Origin of the sequence: Bradyrhizobium sp. CCBAU 65884 (genome assembly GCF_028128835.1) — a bacterium.
Lineage (GTDB): Bacteria > Pseudomonadota > Alphaproteobacteria > Rhizobiales > Xanthobacteraceae > Bradyrhizobium > Bradyrhizobium ottawaense.
This window is the reverse complement of the sequence record NZ_LBJU01000133.1, coordinates 298,835-315,420: the sequence shown is the minus strand read 5'-3', so window position 1 is coordinate 315,420 and position 16,586 is coordinate 298,835. Positions and strand designations below refer to the sequence as shown.

The following is a 16,586-nucleotide window of genomic DNA, read 5'->3' as shown; positions in this document are numbered from 1 at the left end:
CCGCGCCCCGGATTTGATGCAGCTCAACGCCTCTGCGAAGCCTCGCCATATCCTGCCGCCGACGTCAAACAGAAGCCCTCGGGAACCTTGAGCCATGAGCGTCGTGCAGATCTTTCCACGGGCCGAAGAGCCGGCGGTCCAGGCTCTCCCCATCAGTCCAGCCGCTGGTCCCGAAGCCTCGACGGTGAGCCCCCATATGGGTGCCGGGATGCCGGCTGCCGCCGAGCCTCCGCCTGTATCGGAGCCATATCCCCTCGATCGCGCGTTTCACGCGATGCTTGCGCGGTTTACGGGCGGGATTTCGCCACTGGCCTTGTCGCTTGCGTGGCTCGACTGGAGTTCGCATCTCGCTGCGGCGCCGCAGCGCCAGATGGAGATTTCCCGCAATGTCCTGCGTGACGCCGGCCGGTTGGCGGAAGCCGCCGCGCACGCGGCGTCACCGGGCCAAAAGCCGTGGTCCGTGATCCAACCGCAGGGGCGGGATCGCCGCTTTAGTGGACCGCAATGGGAGACCGCGCCGTTCAATCTGCTGGCGCAGGCATTCCTGCTCGGAGAGCGCTGGTGGCACGATGCCACGACCGGCGTGCGCGGCGTGTCGCACGCAAATGAAGCCATCGTCGAATTCTCGATGCGCCAGATGCTCGACATGCTGGCGCCGTCGAATTTCGCGGCGACCAATCCGAAGGTGCTGGAAAAGGCGTTCCAGAGTGGCGGGGAAAACTTCGTCTTCGGCTGGCAAAACTGGTGCAGCGACCTGATGCGCCTGCTCTCCGCCTCAAAATTGGCGGGCAGTGAGCAGTTTGTGGTCGGCAAATCGGTGGCGGCTTCGCCCGGCAAGGTCGTCTACCGTAATGAGCTGATCGAGCTGATCCAGTACCAACCGACCACGGCGCAGGTGCGACCAGAGCCGATCCTGATCGTGCCGGCCTGGATCATGAAGTACTACATCCTCGATCTCTCGCCGCAGAACTCGCTGGTCAAATATCTGACCGGTCAGGGTTTCACGGTGTTCGCGATCTCTTGGCGCAACCCGGATGCGACAGATCGGGATCTCGCCTTCGACGACTATCGCAAGCTGGGGGTCATGGCGGCGCTGGACATGATCGGCCGGATCATGCCGGGTCGGAAGACCCATGCGCTCGGCTATTGTCTGGGAGGGACATTGCTGTCGATCGCTGCCGCTGCGATGGAGCGCGACGGTGATAACCGCTTTGGCACCGTTACTCTCCTTGCGGCCCAGACCGACTTCACCGAGGCCGGGGAGCTGACGCTCTTCATCAACGAGAGCCAGGTCGCCTTTCTCGAAGACATGATGTGGCAGCGCGGCTATCTCGATACGACCCAGATGGCCGGTGCCTTCCAGCTGCTGCGCTCCAACGAACTGATCTGGTCGCGTCTGTCACACGACTATCTGATGGGCGAGGGCGCGCCGCTGAACGACCTGATGGCTTGGAACGCGGACGCAACGCGGCTGCCCTATCGCATGCATTCGGAATATCTGCGAAAGCTGTTCCTCGACAACGATCTGGCCGGGGGGCGCTATCGCGTCGGCGGCAGGAACGTTTCGCTGTCCGATATTCACGCCCCGATGTTCGTGGTCGGCACGCTGGCCGATCACGTCGCGCCTTGGCGATCCGTCTACAAGATCCACTATCAGGTCGATGCCGACGTGACGTTCCTGTTGACCAGTGGTGGCCACAATGCCGGCGTCGTCGCGCCTCCCGACGAGCCCGGCCACAGCTATCAAGTGCTGAGCAAGGCCGAGGACGCGCCCTATGTCGGTGCGGACGAATGGCTGAAGCTGGCTCCGCGCATTGAAGGGTCGTGGTGGCCGGAATGGACCAAATGGCTGGCGGCGCGCTCCGGCGCGCCCTGCGATCCGCCGCCGATCGGGCTTGGAGACGCTCCCGGCCTGCCCGATGCGCCGGGGGACTACGTCCACACTTAAACCTCCGGCTCGGAACTCGGTGCGAGATCCGAGGAGCGGAAGGGCTTCGTCTTGTCCAGTTTGCGGTAAGCCGTTGACGCCGTCCGCAACAGCTTCTTTTCACGCTTGCGGTTGCGGAATCGATTGCTGGCTTCGAGGCCGGCGCCGTTCAACGACGCCGCCAGCGCATGTCCCCGCGCATCATCGTTCAATCGTCCGAGCGACCGTTGCGCCTTGCGCAATTTCTTGAGGATCGATTTCTGTTTGGTCAGCGATTCCTCGGCGAACAGGTCCTGGAGCGACTCGATCGAATAGGTCAGTCGCTTGTTGAGAATCCGCAGCTTGTGTCGTTTCTCGACGTCGAGCTTGCGGAGTTTTCGCGCCTTCTTGAGCAGCGTCGTCTCCCACTCGGTCAGCCGCTCCGTTGCGTGTTCGGCGAGCGTGCAGCGGCGCAATCGCATGGCTTCCTTGCTGCGCCGGGTGGACCAGGGGCCGCTCTCGATCCAGATCGAGGTCTGCTCGACAAGGCGGCGATACCGCGCGGATTGCAGCGCGCGAGCCAGCAGGCGGTGGCTCTCGGTGCGCTTCTCGTCCCAATGCTGAAGCTCGGCGACCACCGCAAGCTCTTTGCCACTCTCCGCGACGATCCGCTCGATCGCCACGTCGAGATCCCGCACCATGCCGAGCTGGCCGTTCAGCCATTTCAGTTCGGCCCAGACGTTCGGGCGCAGGGCGTCGTCGACCATCGGCGAGAAGAAGCGGATGGCAGTTCGCAGATGGGTCAACGCGATCCGGATCTGATGTAGCGCGTCGGGATCGCCGCGGCAGGTGCCGTCATGCTGGGCGAGCACGGCATCGAGGTGACGGCGCGCGATGATGCGGAAAGCCGTATCGCAGGCCATGCCGGGGCTGAGGCGGCCGGGCAGGGCATTGCGCCGCGCCGCCGGCGTGGTGCGAACGGTCGTCGAGGTCGTGGTGGGTCGCGCCATCTTTGCCCGCGCCAATCAGATTGCCCTATTTGCCTTCAGCGATCGCGTCCCGACAGTTCTGGAGCGTCTGCTCTTGTGTCCCGGATGCATCGATGGTCGCCCAGCCGACGTGACCGATATTATAGTGCTCTTGCTGCGCAGCAACCTCCTGCGTGGCGTCGGATGCGTCTCCCCGGCGGCTTCCGATCCGCATCTGCCGGGTCGCGAGGTCCGCAACCAGGAACAGGCCGTTCAGCGGCACATTGCGCTCTCGCGCCAATGCGGCGATCGCGTCCCGTTCGTCCTCGCGGGCGAATACGCCGTCGATGATCGCCGAATGGCCCTGCGCCAACACCCGCCGGGCGTGCTGAGCCAGCGTGTCGTAGACGCGGGCCGCGTGCTCTGGCGTGTAGGCGGACGGCGGCAGGCGGTGCGTGTCCTCGACCCCGAACATCTGCTTGCGAACGAGGTCGCTGCGCAGCACGACGGCTCCCGGGGGCGGCGCGACGACGGGCGCGAGCGCATTCGCCAGGACGGTTTTGCCGGTGCCTGACAGGCCGCCGACCGCAACCAGGCGCGGAGCAGGGGGATGGATCAGCGTCCTGGCAAGGTCAAAATAATGCTGTGCCTGGTCAAGGATGCTGGGGTCATCGGAATGCGGCGGCTTCAGCCGTGCCAGGGCCACCTGGGCGCGGATCGCCGCCCGGATGGACATCAACAGCGGCAGGGCCGAGAGCGCGTCGAGATTGTCGGCCGGCGTTGCGGCGAGATAGCGGTTCAGGACGATGTTGGCGGCGCGGGGCTGATCGTGGTGCAGCAGGTCCATCATCGTGAATGCGAGATCGTAGAGCACGTCGACGGTTGCCATCCGCGCATCGAACTCGATGGCATCGAACAGCACGGGCCGGTCGTCGAGCAGGACGATGTTTGCGAGATGCAGATCGCCATGGCAGCGGCGTACGAAGCCCATCCGGCCGCGCTCCGCGAGCAGCGGACGAACACGCAGGAATGCCTCGTGGGAGGCTTTGCCGAGCTTTTCGATGTCTTCCGCGTTGAAATGGCCGCCGGCCCGCAGACCGTGACTGTTGCCGTCGATCAGGGCGGGGATGGAGGCGACCCATGCTTGGCCGTCCGCGCGTGTCGCCGCGCCGTGGGAAGCCACGATCGCGTCGGCGGCAGCCGCGGCAAGGGCCGCATCCAGCGGGCCGGCCTTTGCCAGATGATCGAGCGTCCGGCTTTCGTCGAAGCGCGCCATCTCCACCGCATACTCGATCGGCCGGCCGGGACCGTCGACCTGCACCGATCCATCCAGCTCTTCCGTGATCGCCGCGACGCGATGATAGATCTGCGGCGCCAGCGGCCGGTTGATCCTGATTTCCTCCTCGCACGCCGCCTTGCGCTTCTCCAGCGTCGAATAATCGAGAAAGGGAAACCGCACGGCACGCTTGATCTTCAACGCGCGCGCCCCGTCGAGGAACACCGAGGCGCCATGCGTGTCGATCCGCGTCACGCCGGGATGGCGGGCCAGCGTCCGGAAGATCCGCTCCTGGGCCGCCATTTCATCTTTCATGACAACGGGCATCCGAAAGCACCATCAGGGCGTCAGCACGGCCGCGCCGAGAATCCGGCCATCCCGCAGCATGTTCAGAACCTCGTTGGTCTGATGAAGCGGGAATGCCGTCGTTTCGGTGCGCACGCCAGCTTGCGGGGCGATCTTGAGAAAATCGAGGCCGTCCTGCCGGGTCAGATTGGCGACCGACAGCAGTTGCCGTTCTTGCCAGAGCAGATCGTACGGAAAGCTTGGAATGTCGGTCATATGGATGCCGGCGCATACGACGCGGCCGCCTTTGCGGACGGCGCGTAGCGCGTTCGGGACAAGCTCGCCGGCTGGCGCGTAGATGATGGCCGCATCGAGCGGTTCGTCGGGCACCTCGTCTGAGGCCCCCGTCCAGACCGCGCCGAGGCGGCGTGCAAGGTCTTGTGCAGCAACATCGCCGCGTCGCGTGAATGCGTAGACGGACCGTCCCTGCCAAACCGCAACTTGCGCAATGATGTGGCCGGCCGCGCCAAAACCATAGAGGCCGAGCCGGTCGGCGGGGCCGGCCAGCACCAGCGAGCGCCAGCCGATCAATCCTGCGCACAGCAGAGGAGCAATCTCCACGTCGTCGCCCACCTCACCGAGGGGAAAGGCGTAGCGTGCGTCGGCGATGGTGTGCGTCGCGTAGCCGCCGTCGCGCGTGTAGCCGGTGAACAGCGGGGCGTCACACAGGTTTTCCATGCCCTCACGGCAGAATCGGCATTTTCCGCAGGTGAAACCGAGCCAGGGAATGCCGACGCGATCACCGGGCGCATGCATGGTGACATTCGCGCCGACGAGATCGACCCGCCCGACGATCTCGTGGCCGGGCACGATCGGATAGCGAATATCGGGCAGCTCGGCATCGACGAGATGAAGATCGGTCCGGCATACCCCGCAGGCGCTGATCTTCACCCGGAGTTGACCCTCGCCGGGTGTCGGGTCAGGCCGCTCCTCCATCTGGAGCCGCGTTCGCGGGGCCGGCAACACCATCGCACGCATCAGTCTCTCCGGGGCGAACCGCTCCGACTGAATTATCCATAGAATAACTGGACGACCAGTCCTTGACGTCGGTCAACGCCTGCTTCCAGCCCGAATGGACCGAGTTCCCTTGGCTTGACTTGGCTTGACGAGGATCAAGCGTCTCGACCAAAGCCGGCCTATTGTGGCGACCAAGGAGAATCCCGATGCCCATCAAGGATGTCTTTCTGCCGCTTGTCGGCCAGCCCCGCAGACCGGCCCTGATTGCGATCGAGAAATGCGTGGCCGTCGCCGCCGACCTCGGCGCCAGGATCACGGGGCTCGCGCTCGAGGAAGACATTTTCGAGCGGCCGAAGGTGATGCTGCCTCATGATCGCGATTCCGCGGAGGCCGGCAGTTCGCGTGAGGCGAACGAGACGCAGCAGCTCCTCGATGCCTTCACCAACGCGGTGTCCCGCGCCAACATTCGCGCCCAGAGCCGAACGGGCAAGGTACCGGCTGACCAGATCGCGGCGATCCTGGCCGAGCATGCCCGTTTCAGCGATCTCACGCTGTTTCCCGTGAAGCCGCACGACAGCCGAACGGAGCACATCATCGAAACTCTCCTGTTCGAATCCGGGCGGCCGCTGCTGCTCTGCCCGGAGCAGCGTGCGGAGCAGCTGCGGCCGGAATTCGAGAACGTCATGATCGCCTGGGATCATTCTGCCCGCGCTGCGCGTGCGGTCGGCGACGCTTTGCCCATTCTTCAGGCTGCCACCGTGGTCCGCGTGGTGACGGTCGCAGAGGACAAGGCTGACGCGGTCGCGCAATCCGGCGCGGCTCTCGTCGACCATCTGAGAGAACACGGGGTCTATGCCTCCTTCGAAACGGTGACCGGCAACGGCAGCTCGATCGGCAAGGTACTGGGAAGTTGGGCGAATTCCCATGGCATGGATGCCATCGTGATGGGCGCCTACCATCATTCACGCCTGAACGAGATCGTGTGGGGCGGTGTGACAAAGACCGTCATTGGCCAGCCACCATGCTGGGTTATGATCTCGCACTAGGCTCGCCAGTTTTCCCGGCCTGATCGTCAACCATCGGAGCCGCCGTTGACCCGGCGCATTTGCTTTCATGTCAACCTATCGTCTCAACAATCTGCTGGCGCCGCGTTCAGTTGCGCTCGTTGGCGCGAGCGCCCGTCCGGTCTCAGTCGGACGCGCCGTCCTGGAGAACATTCACAAGGCCGAATTCAAGGGGCGCTTCGGCCTCGTCAATCCACGCCATGCCGAAATCGGCGGCGTCGCGGCGGTGAAGAGCCTGGACGGCTTGGACTTCGTGCCCGAACTCGTGATCATCACCGCGCCGGCGCGCGAGATTCCCGGTATCATCGACCAGGCCGGGCGTCGCGGATCGGCGGGCGCGCTGATCGTCTCGGCCGGGCTCGGCCACGGACCGGGCTCTCTGCACGAGGCTGCAATCGCGGCGGCCCGCAAATACGGCATGCGGCTGATCGGACCGAATTGCCTCGGCATCATGATGCCCGGGGTCAGTCTGAATGCCAGCTTTGCCGCGCACATGCCGGGGGCGGGCAGCCTCGCGCTGATCTCGCAATCGGGCGCGATTGCTGCCGGCATGGTCGACTGGGCTGCACAGCGCGGCGTCGGCTTTTCCGGCATCGTCTCCATCGGCGATCAGATCGACGTCGATATCGCCGATCTGCTCGACTATTTCGCGATGGATCACAAGACCCGCGCGATCCTGCTCTACATCGAATCCATCAAGGACGCGCGCAAGTTCATGTCGGCAGCGCGTGCCGCCGCGCGCGTGAAGCCCGTCGTCGTAGTGAAGTCGGGGCGCATGGCGCAGGGCGCAAAGGCGGCCGCCACGCATACCGGCGCGCTCGCCGGCGCGGACGCGGTCTATGACGCGGCGTTCCGCCGCGCGGGTGTCCTGCGGGTCTCAGATCTGCGTGAGCTGTTCGATTGTGCCGAGACGCTCGGCCGCGTCGAATCGCCGACGGGAAAGCGTCTCGCCATCCTGACCAACGGTGGCGGCATCGGCGTCCTCGCCGTCGATCGATTGGTCGAACTCGGCGGAATCCCGGCGACCATCTCGCCGGAGGTGCGCAAGACGCTCGATGCGGCCCTGCCGCCGACCTGGTCCGGTTCAAATCCCGTCGACATCGTGGGCGACGCCGACGCCTCGCGCTACGCGGCGGCGCTCGAGGTGCTGCTGGCCGATCGCGACAATGACGCGGTGCTGGTCCTCAACGTGCAAACGGCGATCGCCTCGGCCGCCGAGATTGCCACGACCGTGACCGAGCTCGTCGCTAAATATCGCGAGAAGCACCGCCGATGGGCCAAGCCCGTATTGGCCGCCTGGGTCGGGGCCGATCAGGACATCATCCAGGCGCTTTCCGGCGCCGGTATGCCCAACTATCCGACCGAGGACGACGCCGTGCGCGGCTTCATGCATCTGGTCCGGCACCGCGAAGTGGTGGAGGAGCTGAGCCAGGTTCCTCCCGCGATGCCCGATACGTTCGTGCCGGATGCCCGGGGGGCGAGGCAGATCGTCACCGCCGCGATCGCCGATGGCCGTGAGTGGCTCGAACCGGTCGAGATCAAGCACCTGCTCGAAGCTTACGACATCGCGATGGTGCCGACCTATGCGGCGACCGATGTCGAGCAGGCGGTGGCCTATGCGAAGGAAATCTTCGCGCAGGGCGGCACCGTGGTGCTGAAGATCATGTCGCGGGACATCATCCACAAATCCGATGTCGGTGGCGTCGTGCTCAATCTGACGACGCCGGAGGCCGTGCGAGCGGCCACCTCCGACATTCTCGCCCGGGCGAGAAAGCTGCGGCCCGAGGCCCGCATCGGCGGCGTCATCGTCCAGGCGATGGTCGTCAAGGCGAAGGCGCGCGAGCTGATCCTGGGCCTCGCCGACGATCCCACCTTCGGCACCGTCGTCGTGTTCGGCCGCGGTGGCACGGCGGTGGAGATCATCAACGACAAGGCGCTGGCGCTGCCGCCGCTGGACTTGCAGCTCGCTCGCGATCTGATCGACCGCACCCGCGTGTCGCGGCTGCTAAAGGCCTATCGTGACGTGCCGGCGGTCAAGCAGGACGCCGTCGCCATGGTGCTGGTCAAGCTGGCGCAGATGGCGGCCGACATTCCCCAGATCCGCGAATTCGACATCAATCCGCTGCTGGCGGACGAAACCGGCGTGACCGCGGTCGATGCCCGCGTCGCGGTCGGGCCGCCGCAACGAAAGTTTGTCGGCTCAGGCCCGGCCAATTTCGCCGTTCGCGCCTATCCGTCGCAATGGGAGCGGCGCCTCAAGCTCAAGGACGACTGGCGCATCTTCGTGCGGCCCATGCGCCCCGAGGACGAGCCGACCATCCACGAATTCCTGCGTCACGTCACGCCGCACGACCTTCGCCTGCGGTTCTTCGCACCGATGAAGGAGTTTACCCACGAGTTCATCGCGCGCCTGACCCAGCTCGACTATGCGCGCGCGATGGCCTTCATCGCCTTCGACGAGGCCACCGGCGAAATGGTCGGCGTGGTCCGGCTCCATTCGGATTCGATCTACGAGAGCGGCGAATACGCGATTTTGCTCCGGTCCGATCTCAAGGGCAGGGGGCTCGGCTGGGCCCTCATGCAGCTGATCATCGACTACGCGCGGTCGGAGGGACTGAAGATCATATCGGGCGACGTGCTCAAGGAGAACAGCGTGATGCTCGAGATGTGCCGGCACCTCGGCTTCGAGGTCAAGCCGGACCCGGCCGAGCCCGATATCTGCGACGTCAAATTGAAGCTGTGAGCGCGCCTGCTTCAGGAGCGCGCTTCAGCCGAATTCGCCGCGGCGGATGATTTGGCCGTGGTCCGCAAATTCCTGATGATGATCGCGATCAACGGCACCAGCACCGGCACGATCGTGCTGAGCGGATGATGTACCGCGCCTGACACCTGGGCCTGGAGCGCGCGCGCCTCGAGCTGAAGGGCTTCGATGGAGGTGTCGTGAATTTCGTTGGCGAGCTCGATATCGCGGCCTGACGGAGCGCGGCCGGCGATTGCGAACAGAGCGGCCGCGATGGCGAAATTGACGGCGCCGAGGATGGCCGCCGCGGCAATCGCGCTCCAGATCTGCACCAGCGCGAAATAGGCCGACAGTTCCAGCATCAGAAGCCCGAACGCCGCGATCAGGGCCGCAAAGGCACGCAGGCCGAGGCCAACAAGCAGATGGCGCAGCCTGATGTCCGCGATGATCCTGTCGGTGCGCCACAACGCGCGCAGATGTTTGACCACATTCTCGGTATTCACCTAGTGTCTCCTCAGCATGAAGCCGACAACGACGCCGAGCGCGAAGGCGGAGGCGAGCGATGTGATCGGACGGTCCGCAATGAGACCCTGAAGCTGCGCCTGCTCTTCGTCCACGGTCTCGCCGAGCTCGGTCAGCGCCGCCCTGATCTGATCGGCGAGGGCCTCGGCGCGGTCCTTCGAGCTCTCGAACATTTCCTCGCCGGCGGTGCTCAGCAAGCGTGTGACGTCAACCTTCAGTGCCCGCAATTCTTCGCTCATCCTGTCGCTGTCGAACATGGACTTGATATCCCCATTGAATGGACGCAAGCCTAGGGCCCGCGCGCGCGATCGCGCTTGATTTGCGTCAATCGGGCAGCGCAGTTCAGCTCTTGAGACAGGTCAAGCGGGCCGCCATATGCTGGCCTAGAAATGCCGTCTGAATGGGGACCGATTGTCCCGATGAGGTGGAAGCGTGAACCACGAACCGCTGTTGCTCGCGACGCCGTCCGGCGACGTGCTGAACCTGCGCCCTGAAGGGCCCTGGACCGCCGCGAATGTGGTCACGCTCGAGACGTTGTCCCGGTCGGTCGGCGCCGACGTCGATCGCTCGCGCGTCGTCACCCTGGACATGTCGGGCGTCAGTGCGCTCGACACGCTCGGTGCCTGGGTCCTGGAAAAGCTGTCGCGCAGGGCCGCAACATCGGGCAGGTCGGCCGAATTCGTCGGCGTCGCCGATCATTTCAGCGGGCTGCTGGATGAGGTGCGCCAGGTCAACCGCCACACGCCGGCCCCGACGGCTGCGCCCAATCCGGTGCTGGCGAGGCTGGGCGATCTCGGCAAGTCCACGGCCGACGCGCGGGAAGACGTCACGATCTTCCTGCAGATGCTCGGCGCATTGTTCATGGCCGTGATAGGCGTCCTGCGTCGGCCGCGTTCGCTGCGGCTGACCTCGCTGGTGTATCAGCTCTACCGCATCGGGTGGCAGGCGATCCCCATCGTCGCGCTGATCACCTTCCTGATCGGCGCCATCATCGCACAGCAGGGCTTCTTCCACTTCCGCAGGTTCGGCGCGGAGTCCTACACCGTCGATATGGTCGGCATCCTGGTGCTGCGCGAGCTCGGCGTGCTGATCGTCGCCATCATGGTCGCGGGACGGTCGGGAAGCGCCTACACCGCCGAGCTCGGCTCGATGAAGATGCGCGAGGAGATCGACGCGCTCTCGACCATGGGGCTCGATCCCGTCGACGTCCTGATCCTGCCGCGCGTTGCGGCCCTGGTCATTGCGCTGCCGATCCTCACCTTCATCGGATCGGTCGCCGCGCTCTATGGCGGCGGTCTCGTCGCGCAGTTCTATGGCGACATGGGGCCAGCGATCTACATCGCGCGGCTGCACGAGGCCATCTCCGTCACCCATTTCGAGGTGGGCATCCTGAAGGCGCCGTTCATGGCGCTGGTGATCGGAATCGTGGCCTGCAGCGAGGGCTTGCGCGTCAAGGGCAGCGCGGAGTCGCTGGGGCGGCAGACCACGACGTCGGTGGTGAAGTCGATCTTCCTGGTGATCGTGCTCGACGGCCTGTTCGCGATCTTCTTTGCCTCGATCGGAATGTGACGATGGACGTATCGCAGGACGAGTTCGCGATCCGCGTCCGTGATCTCGTGGTCGGATTCGGCCGCCAGACCGTGCTCGACCATCTGTCGCTCGACGTTCGCCGCGGCGAGATTCTCGGGCTGGTGGGGGCGTCCGGCGGCGGCAAGTCGGTGCTGATGCGCACCATCATCGGCCTCATCCCGCGCCAGGGCGGGACCATCGAGGTCATGGGCCAGCCCACCGGCGGCCACGGCCGCGGCGCAGCCACGACATGGGGCATCCTGTTCCAGCAAGGCGCGCTGTTCTCCTCGCTGACGGTCCGCCAGAACGTCCAGTTTCCCTTACGCGAAAATCTTGTCCTGTCGCAGGAGCTGATGGACGAGATCGCGATCGCCAAGCTCGAGATGGTCGGCTTGCGCGCCCAGGACGCCGACAAATATCCGGCGGAGCTGTCGGGCGGCATGACCAAGCGCGTGGCGCTGGCACGCGCACTCGCGCTCGATCCGCCGATCCTGTTCCTGGACGAGCCGACCTCCGGCCTCGATCCGATCGCCGCCGGCGATTTCGACGCGCTGATCACAACGCTGCAAAAGACGCTGGGGCTGACCGTGTTCATGGTGACCCACGACCTTGCGAGCCTGACCACGGTCTGCGACCGCGTCGCCGCGCTGGCCGACGGCAAGATCGTGGCGATCGGCCCGATGCGCGAATTGCTGCAATCCGAGCATCCCTGGGTGCGCGCCTATTTCCACGGCAAGCGCTCGCAGATGCTGCAACACGAGATGAGATGAGACATGGAAACCCGCGCTCCCTACGTGCTGATCGGCAGTTTCGTGCTGGCCGCGATCCTCGCGGTGTTCGGCTTCGTCTATTGGCTGAACAACACCGGCGGCATCGGGCCGCGCACGAACTACCACGTGCAGTTTCAGGGGCCGGTCCCGGGCCTCCTGGTCGGCGCCGGTGTGCTGTTCAACGGCATCCGTGTCGGTGAGGTGACCCAGCTCGCGCTCGCGCCGGATAACCCGCGCTTCGTCAATGCGACGATCTCGGTTGCGACCGCCACGCCGGTGCGTTCCGACACCAGGGTCGGCCTCGAATTCCAGGGCCTGACCGGCGTACCGGTGGTGACGTTGGAGGGCGGGGTGATCGTTGCCAAATCCGGCGAGCACGTGACCTTGATCGCCGACGCCGGCGCCGGCCAGAGCATGACGCAGGCGGCGCGCGATGCGCTGCGGCGGGTCGACACGGTGCTTCAGGACAATTCCGGCCCGCTGAAGGACACCATCGCGAATTTCAGGACGTTCTCCGACGGCCTCGCGCGCAACACCGGCAAGCTCGACGGCATCATTGCGGGCCTGGAGAAGATGACCGGCGGTGGGACACCCGCGCAGAAAATAACCTACGACCTGCGCACGCCGAAGAATCTCGGGCCGGCCGGCAAGACGCTCTCCGCTTCCCTGGCCATTCCCGAGCCGACCGCGGTCGCAATGCTGCAGACCCAGCGCATGCTGTTCGCGCCCGTCGGAGACAGACCGGGCTTTGCGGATTTCCTCTGGGCCGACAGCATTCCAAAATTGGTGCAGGCACGCCTGATCGACAGTTTTGAGAATTACGACATCGCCCACGCCCCCCTACGCACGACCGACCTCGGTCAGGCGGATTACCAGCTCCTGATCGACATCCGGCGCTTTCGGATCGCCACGGAGGGCGAGGCACGGGTGGAGATCGAACTGTCGGCGCGGATCGTCGACAAGAACGGCAAGGTGGTGGCATCCCGCCTGGTCGAGACCAGCGAAAAGCTCGACAAGGTCGAGCCGGCCGCTGCAGTCGCCGCCTTCGATGCAGCCTTTGCCCGCATCGCCAAGGAGCTGATCGGGTGGAGCGTGCAGGCAGTGTGACGCCGTCTATTCCAGCGTCTTCAGGTAGGACAGGAGATCGTGGATCTGGTCCGGACTGAGCTCGAAGGCCGGCATGTCGTCGTGACCGGTGTAGATCCCTTCGGCCAGCGCCTCACCAAGGGTCTCGATCGGATAACGCCGGTGCAGCGTGCGTAGCGGAGGCGCGCCCTCGAGCGGGCTGTGGGAGACGCGGTCGATCGCGTGACAGCGTGCGCAATTGGCCCGTGCGAAGGCCTTGCCGCGTTGTTCGGCGGTCGGGGCCGCCAGCGCAGGCGTCATCAGAAGCAGCCCAATCAGGCCGTGACGCAGGGCGGCTTGCAGCATGGAAAGTGATCCCGTCGAACTCTGGAAGCAGAATATGACGGGGATGCCACTCAAATTTGATCTCTGTCAATTGGCTTTGGCGCAGTGCAGTAAAATGCACGGGCGCGGTGGACCCGACCCGGTGTCGGGAGCAGCCGGCGCGGGGAGCGGTGGATGAAGCCTTCCGTGGTCACGATTGAGCCGAACGGGCATTTTTGCAGCGATTGCGCCGTACGCGGAGCGGCGGTTTGTTCGTCGCTGGATGCGGCCGAGCTCAGGGAATTCGAGCATCTCGGCCGCCGCGTTCATTTTGACTCCGGCGAGACCGTGTTCTCCGAGGAGGACATGACGACCTCGTTCTACAACGTCCTCGAAGGCGTCATGCGGCTGTACAAGCTGCTGCCCGACGGCCGGCGGCAGATCGTCGGTTTTGCCTTGCCCGGCGATTTCCTGGGGATGAACATCTCCGGCCGGCACAATTTTTCGGCCGATGCGATCGGCGCGGTGACCGTGTGCCAGTTTGCCAAAGCGCCCTTCGGCCGCTTCATCGAGGACCGGCCGCAGCTGCTCAGGCGGATCAACGAGCTGGCCATCCGCGAATTGAGCCAGGCACGCGACCATATGGTCCTGCTCGGCCGACGCTCGGCCGACGAGAAGGTCGCGACCTTCCTGCTCGGCTGGCGGGAAAGGCAGGTCGCGCTCAAGGGTCTGTCCGACACGGTCCCGCTTCCGATGAGCCGTCAGGACATCGCCGACTATCTCGGCCTGACCATCGAAACCGTCAGTCGCACCTTCACCAAGCTGGAGCGTCACGGCGTGATCGAGATCATTCACGGCGGCATCAGCCTGCTCGATCCTGTCCGTGCCGAGGCGCTGGCCGCAGCCTGATAGCCCATCCGCAACGCCCCCGACGTTTTTGATCTCGATCAATGACGCTGGCCTGCTGCAGCAAAATAATGCCCCAGACCTTTGGGAGGGGATAATGCCCGCTGATGCGTTGCTGGTGACCATCGTCGTCGTCGCGATCTTCGTCGCATTCGCCGCAGCTCTGGCTTGGGCAGACCGGCAAACCAGTGCAGGCCGGCTCGATCCGGATTCCAAGCGCTGACCTCCTGAGGTCTTGATCCGCTCAGACGCGCCAACAGCCGACGCTCGGCCGGCTTGGCCTTCGCCAGCGCCTCAACGCAAGCGCGGCTTGCGTTGCCTGCAACTCTGCATCGACCGGACCGCATCGGCGCATCCTTCGGATGCAGGCTTTCGGCTTGAACGCGGCCTTTTCGGGGCATTTGCCACAAATCGCGCGGGTGCTTTCCGGTTGAAAAGCCTGATAACGTTGACTACGCAGGAACCTCAGTGCCTCGCAGTCTTAGGAGCCCCGCGGCGTGCCTCAGGACAAGACCGGCGACCCCCGACAGTCGGCGGGCAATAAACTATCGGTCCTGCGCAAGCACCCGATCTTCGCGGATCTGGAGCCGGAAGCGCTCGATCAGCTTTGCCGCTACGCCAAGCACACCACCGTGAAGCGCGGCGCGACGATCGCTGCCAAGGGCGATCCAGGCAACAATCTGTTTGCGGTGATCACGGGGACAGTGAAGATTTCCTCCTCGTCGCCCGACGGACGGAACGCCATTCTCAATCTGATCGGTCCCGGAGAAATCTTCGGCGAGATCGCGGTGCTCGACGGCGCTCCCCGGTCAGCCGATGCGACCGCCAACACCAATTGCGAGCTCTACATCATCGATCGCCGGGACTTCCTCCCGTTCGTGAAGAGCCAGCCGGCGCTGGCGATGAAATTCATCGAGCTGCTCTGCGCCCGTCTGCGCTGGACCAGCCAGCAGGTCGAGCAGGTCATCCTGCAAAATCTGCCGGGGCGGCTGGCGAGCGCGCTGCTCGGTCTCACCGAGGAGCGCAAGTTCGACTCCGGTAGCGGCACGCTCGCCATCACGCAGCAGGAGATCAGCGAGATGGTGGGGATGACGCGCGAGAGCATCAACAAGCAATTGCGCGCCTGGGCCGGCCGCAACTGGGTTCGCCTCGAGCACGGCGCCATCGTCGTGCTCGATACGGATGCGCTGCGCGAACTCGCCGAGAGCGGCCTCGACGGCGAGTGAGCGCGTACGCCTAGCCATCGATGATGGCGACTGCGCGGGTCCAGCCCGCGGAGGCGCGTTCGATCTTCACCGGAAAGCACGAGACCGTGAAGCCGGTCGAGGGCAGCTGGTCGAGATTGTGCAGTTTCTCCAGATGGCAATAGCCGATGTGCCGTCCCGCCTTGTGGCCTTCCCAGATCAGGCCGGCATCTTTTGTCTCGGCATATTTCTTCGCGGTGTAGAGGAACGGCGCGTCCCAGCTCCAGCCGTCCGTGCCGGTCAGCCGCACGCCGCGTTCGAGCAGATACATGGTGGCCTCATAGCCCATGCCGCAGCCGGAATTGACGTAGTCGGCCTTGCCGAATTTGGCGCCGGCGCTGGTGTTGACGACCACGATCTCCAGCGGCGAGAGCGTGTGCCCGATGCGCTTCAGCTCCGTCTCGACGTCGTCGGCGCTCGCCACGTAGCCGTCGGGCAGATGCCGGAAGTCGAGCTTCACGCCGGGCTGAAAGCACCATTCCAGCGGCACCTCGTCGATCGTCCAAGACCGCTCGCCGCGGTTCATGGTCGGATGGAAGTGCCAGGGCGCATCGAGATGCGTGCCGTTATGGGTCGACAGCGAGACCTGCTCGACGGCCCAGCCCTGGCCATCGGGCAAATCCTGCGCCTTGAGGCCGTCGAAAAACTGCAGCATGCGCGGCAGGCCCTGCTGGTGATCGATGTACTGAATGGTCGGATGGTTGCCCGGCGGATCGGCCGTCACGTCGTTTCTGAGCGGCACCGAGATATCGATCAGCTTCCGCGGCATGGGCATTCCTTCGAAATAGTCCGCTGTTTCGGACATCTTGAGGGGCCTCTCTTGGTCGCGTCAAGTCACGTGCCGGCGACGCAAGCCATCCCGCCGGCTTCCACGACGACGCAAATTGCGCCAGATTGATCGATGCAACTGCTGCATCGATCAATGCCGGA

Annotated in this window: 16 protein-coding genes; 9 read left to right on the top strand and 7 right to left on the bottom strand. The window is 64.9% G+C overall.

Annotated elements, in window-relative coordinates; genetic code table 11:
- Window positions 1-94: 94 nt before the first annotated feature.
- The gene (locus XI03_RS37790) at window positions 95-1,948 is read left to right on the top strand and encodes a PHA/PHB synthase family protein (RefSeq protein ID WP_271594965.1); all 1,854 of its coding nucleotides are present in this window, start codon (window positions 95-97) and stop codon (window positions 1,946-1,948) included.
- Here the strand turns inward: XI03_RS37790 and XI03_RS37785 are convergent.
- From XI03_RS37785 to XI03_RS37775, 3 genes are read right to left on the bottom strand one after another with little or no spacing between them, the layout of a single operon-like run.
- Entirely contained in the window at window positions 1,945-2,916 is a 972-nt protein-coding gene (locus XI03_RS37785) for a CHAD domain-containing protein (protein ID WP_271594964.1), read from the bottom strand. The two genes, XI03_RS37790 and XI03_RS37785, sit on opposite strands and share 4 nt — an antisense overlap.
- A gap of 25 nt (window positions 2,917-2,941) precedes the next feature.
- Complete coding sequence (locus tag XI03_RS37780) at window positions 2,942-4,465, bottom strand: bifunctional aminoglycoside phosphotransferase/ATP-binding protein (protein WP_271594963.1); 1,524 nt, start codon at window positions 4,463-4,465, stop codon at window positions 2,942-2,944.
- A gap of 24 nt (window positions 4,466-4,489) precedes the next feature.
- On the bottom strand, window positions 4,490-5,473 hold the full coding sequence (locus XI03_RS37775) for a zinc-dependent alcohol dehydrogenase family protein (RefSeq protein ID WP_271594962.1): 984 nt from the start codon (window positions 5,471-5,473) through the stop codon (window positions 4,490-4,492).
- Window positions 5,474-5,658: 185 nt separating this feature from the next.
- On the opposite strand from XI03_RS37775, the gene XI03_RS37770 reads away from it, so the two are divergent.
- Complete coding sequence (locus tag XI03_RS37770; protein ID WP_271594961.1) at window positions 5,659-6,498, top strand: universal stress protein; 840 nt, start codon at window positions 5,659-5,661, stop codon at window positions 6,496-6,498.
- Between the two features lie 67 nt (window positions 6,499-6,565).
- Window positions 6,566-9,259, top strand: coding sequence for a bifunctional acetate--CoA ligase family protein/GNAT family N-acetyltransferase (locus XI03_RS37765; protein WP_271594960.1), 2,694 nt, complete (start codon window positions 6,566-6,568; stop codon window positions 9,257-9,259).
- An 11-nt stretch (window positions 9,260-9,270) separates the two neighbouring features.
- Here the strand turns inward: XI03_RS37765 and XI03_RS37760 are convergent, their stop codons facing one another.
- Both XI03_RS37760 and XI03_RS37755 read right to left on the bottom strand, forming a co-directional pair.
- Window positions 9,271-9,759, bottom strand: coding sequence for a hypothetical protein (locus XI03_RS37760; RefSeq protein WP_038947182.1), 489 nt, complete (start codon window positions 9,757-9,759; stop codon window positions 9,271-9,273).
- The gene (locus XI03_RS37755) at window positions 9,760-10,035 is read right to left on the bottom strand and encodes a hypothetical protein (protein ID WP_028142571.1); all 276 of its coding nucleotides are present in this window, start codon (window positions 10,033-10,035) and stop codon (window positions 9,760-9,762) included.
- Window positions 10,036-10,210: 175 nt separating this feature from the next.
- On the opposite strand from XI03_RS37755, the gene XI03_RS37750 reads away from it, so the two are divergent.
- From XI03_RS37750 to XI03_RS37740, 3 genes are read left to right on the top strand one after another with little or no spacing between them, the layout of a single operon-like run.
- Entirely contained in the window at window positions 10,211-11,347 is a 1,137-nt protein-coding gene (locus XI03_RS37750; protein ID WP_028142570.1) for an ABC transporter permease, read from the top strand.
- A 2-nt stretch (window positions 11,348-11,349) separates the two neighbouring features.
- Window positions 11,350-12,117, top strand: a complete 768-nt coding sequence (locus tag XI03_RS37745) for an ABC transporter ATP-binding protein (protein ID WP_271594959.1) — start codon at window positions 11,350-11,352, stop codon at window positions 12,115-12,117.
- Window positions 12,118-12,120: 3 nt separating this feature from the next.
- On the top strand, window positions 12,121-13,224 hold the full coding sequence (locus tag XI03_RS37740) for an ABC-type transport auxiliary lipoprotein family protein (RefSeq protein ID WP_271594958.1): 1,104 nt from the start codon (window positions 12,121-12,123) through the stop codon (window positions 13,222-13,224).
- A gap of 6 nt (window positions 13,225-13,230) precedes the next feature.
- Here XI03_RS37740 and XI03_RS37735 read toward each other — a convergent pair whose 3' ends face one another.
- A complete protein-coding gene (locus XI03_RS37735; RefSeq protein ID WP_028142567.1) occupies window positions 13,231-13,548 on the bottom strand; it encodes a c-type cytochrome in 318 nt (105 codons plus the stop codon).
- Between the two features lie 153 nt (window positions 13,549-13,701).
- Between XI03_RS37735 and XI03_RS37730 the strand changes: the two genes are divergently transcribed.
- The 3 genes from XI03_RS37730 (at window position 13,702) to XI03_RS37720 (ending at window position 15,638) form a co-directional block, all read left to right on the top strand.
- A complete protein-coding gene (locus XI03_RS37730; RefSeq protein WP_028142566.1) occupies window positions 13,702-14,415 on the top strand; it encodes a helix-turn-helix domain-containing protein in 714 nt (237 codons plus the stop codon).
- A gap of 94 nt (window positions 14,416-14,509) precedes the next feature.
- Entirely contained in the window at window positions 14,510-14,635 is a 126-nt protein-coding gene (locus XI03_RS37725) for a hypothetical protein (protein ID WP_256379459.1), read from the top strand.
- A gap of 274 nt (window positions 14,636-14,909) precedes the next feature.
- Entirely contained in the window at window positions 14,910-15,638 is a 729-nt protein-coding gene (locus tag XI03_RS37720) for a Crp/Fnr family transcriptional regulator (protein ID WP_028142565.1), read from the top strand.
- Window positions 15,639-15,648: 10 nt separating this feature from the next.
- On the opposite strand, the gene XI03_RS37715 is transcribed toward XI03_RS37720, so the two are convergent.
- Window positions 15,649-16,425 (bottom strand): cyclase family protein, encoded by a 777-nt coding sequence (locus XI03_RS37715; RefSeq protein WP_271594957.1) that lies wholly within the window; start codon window positions 16,423-16,425, stop codon window positions 15,649-15,651.
- Window positions 16,426-16,586 lie beyond the last annotated feature (161 nt).

What these genes read in the sequence shown, in the direction of transcription:
- XI03_RS37745 (WP_271594959.1), top strand. Translation starts at nt 11,350, where the DNA reads ATGGACGTATCGCAGGACGAGTTCGCGATCCGCGTCCGTGATCTCGTG.
- XI03_RS37765 (WP_271594960.1), top strand. Translation starts at nt 6,566, where the DNA reads ATGTCAACCTATCGTCTCAACAATCTGCTGGCGCCGCGTTCAGTTGCG.
- XI03_RS37725 (WP_256379459.1), top strand. Translation starts at nt 14,510, where the DNA reads ATGCCCGCTGATGCGTTGCTGGTGACCATCGTCGTCGTCGCGATCTTC.
- XI03_RS37770 (WP_271594961.1), top strand. Translation starts at nt 5,659, where the DNA reads ATGCCCATCAAGGATGTCTTTCTGCCGCTTGTCGGCCAGCCCCGCAGA.
- XI03_RS37730 (WP_028142566.1), top strand. Translation starts at nt 13,702, where the DNA reads ATGAAGCCTTCCGTGGTCACGATTGAGCCGAACGGGCATTTTTGCAGC.
- XI03_RS37755 (WP_028142571.1), bottom strand. Translation starts at nt 10,035, where the DNA reads ATGTTCGACAGCGACAGGATGAGCGAAGAATTGCGGGCACTGAAGGTT.
- XI03_RS37775 (WP_271594962.1), bottom strand. Translation starts at nt 5,473, where the DNA reads ATGCGTGCGATGGTGTTGCCGGCCCCGCGAACGCGGCTCCAGATGGAG.
- XI03_RS37790 (WP_271594965.1), top strand. Translation starts at nt 95, where the DNA reads ATGAGCGTCGTGCAGATCTTTCCACGGGCCGAAGAGCCGGCGGTCCAG.
- XI03_RS37785 (WP_271594964.1), bottom strand. Translation starts at nt 2,916, where the DNA reads ATGGCGCGACCCACCACGACCTCGACGACCGTTCGCACCACGCCGGCG.
- XI03_RS37780 (WP_271594963.1), bottom strand. Translation starts at nt 4,465, where the DNA reads ATGAAAGATGAAATGGCGGCCCAGGAGCGGATCTTCCGGACGCTGGCC.
- XI03_RS37740 (WP_271594958.1), top strand. Translation starts at nt 12,121, where the DNA reads ATGGAAACCCGCGCTCCCTACGTGCTGATCGGCAGTTTCGTGCTGGCC.
- XI03_RS37715 (WP_271594957.1), bottom strand. Translation starts at nt 16,425, where the DNA reads ATGCCGCGGAAGCTGATCGATATCTCGGTGCCGCTCAGAAACGACGTG.
- XI03_RS37735 (WP_028142567.1), bottom strand. Translation starts at nt 13,548, where the DNA reads ATGCTGCAAGCCGCCCTGCGTCACGGCCTGATTGGGCTGCTTCTGATG.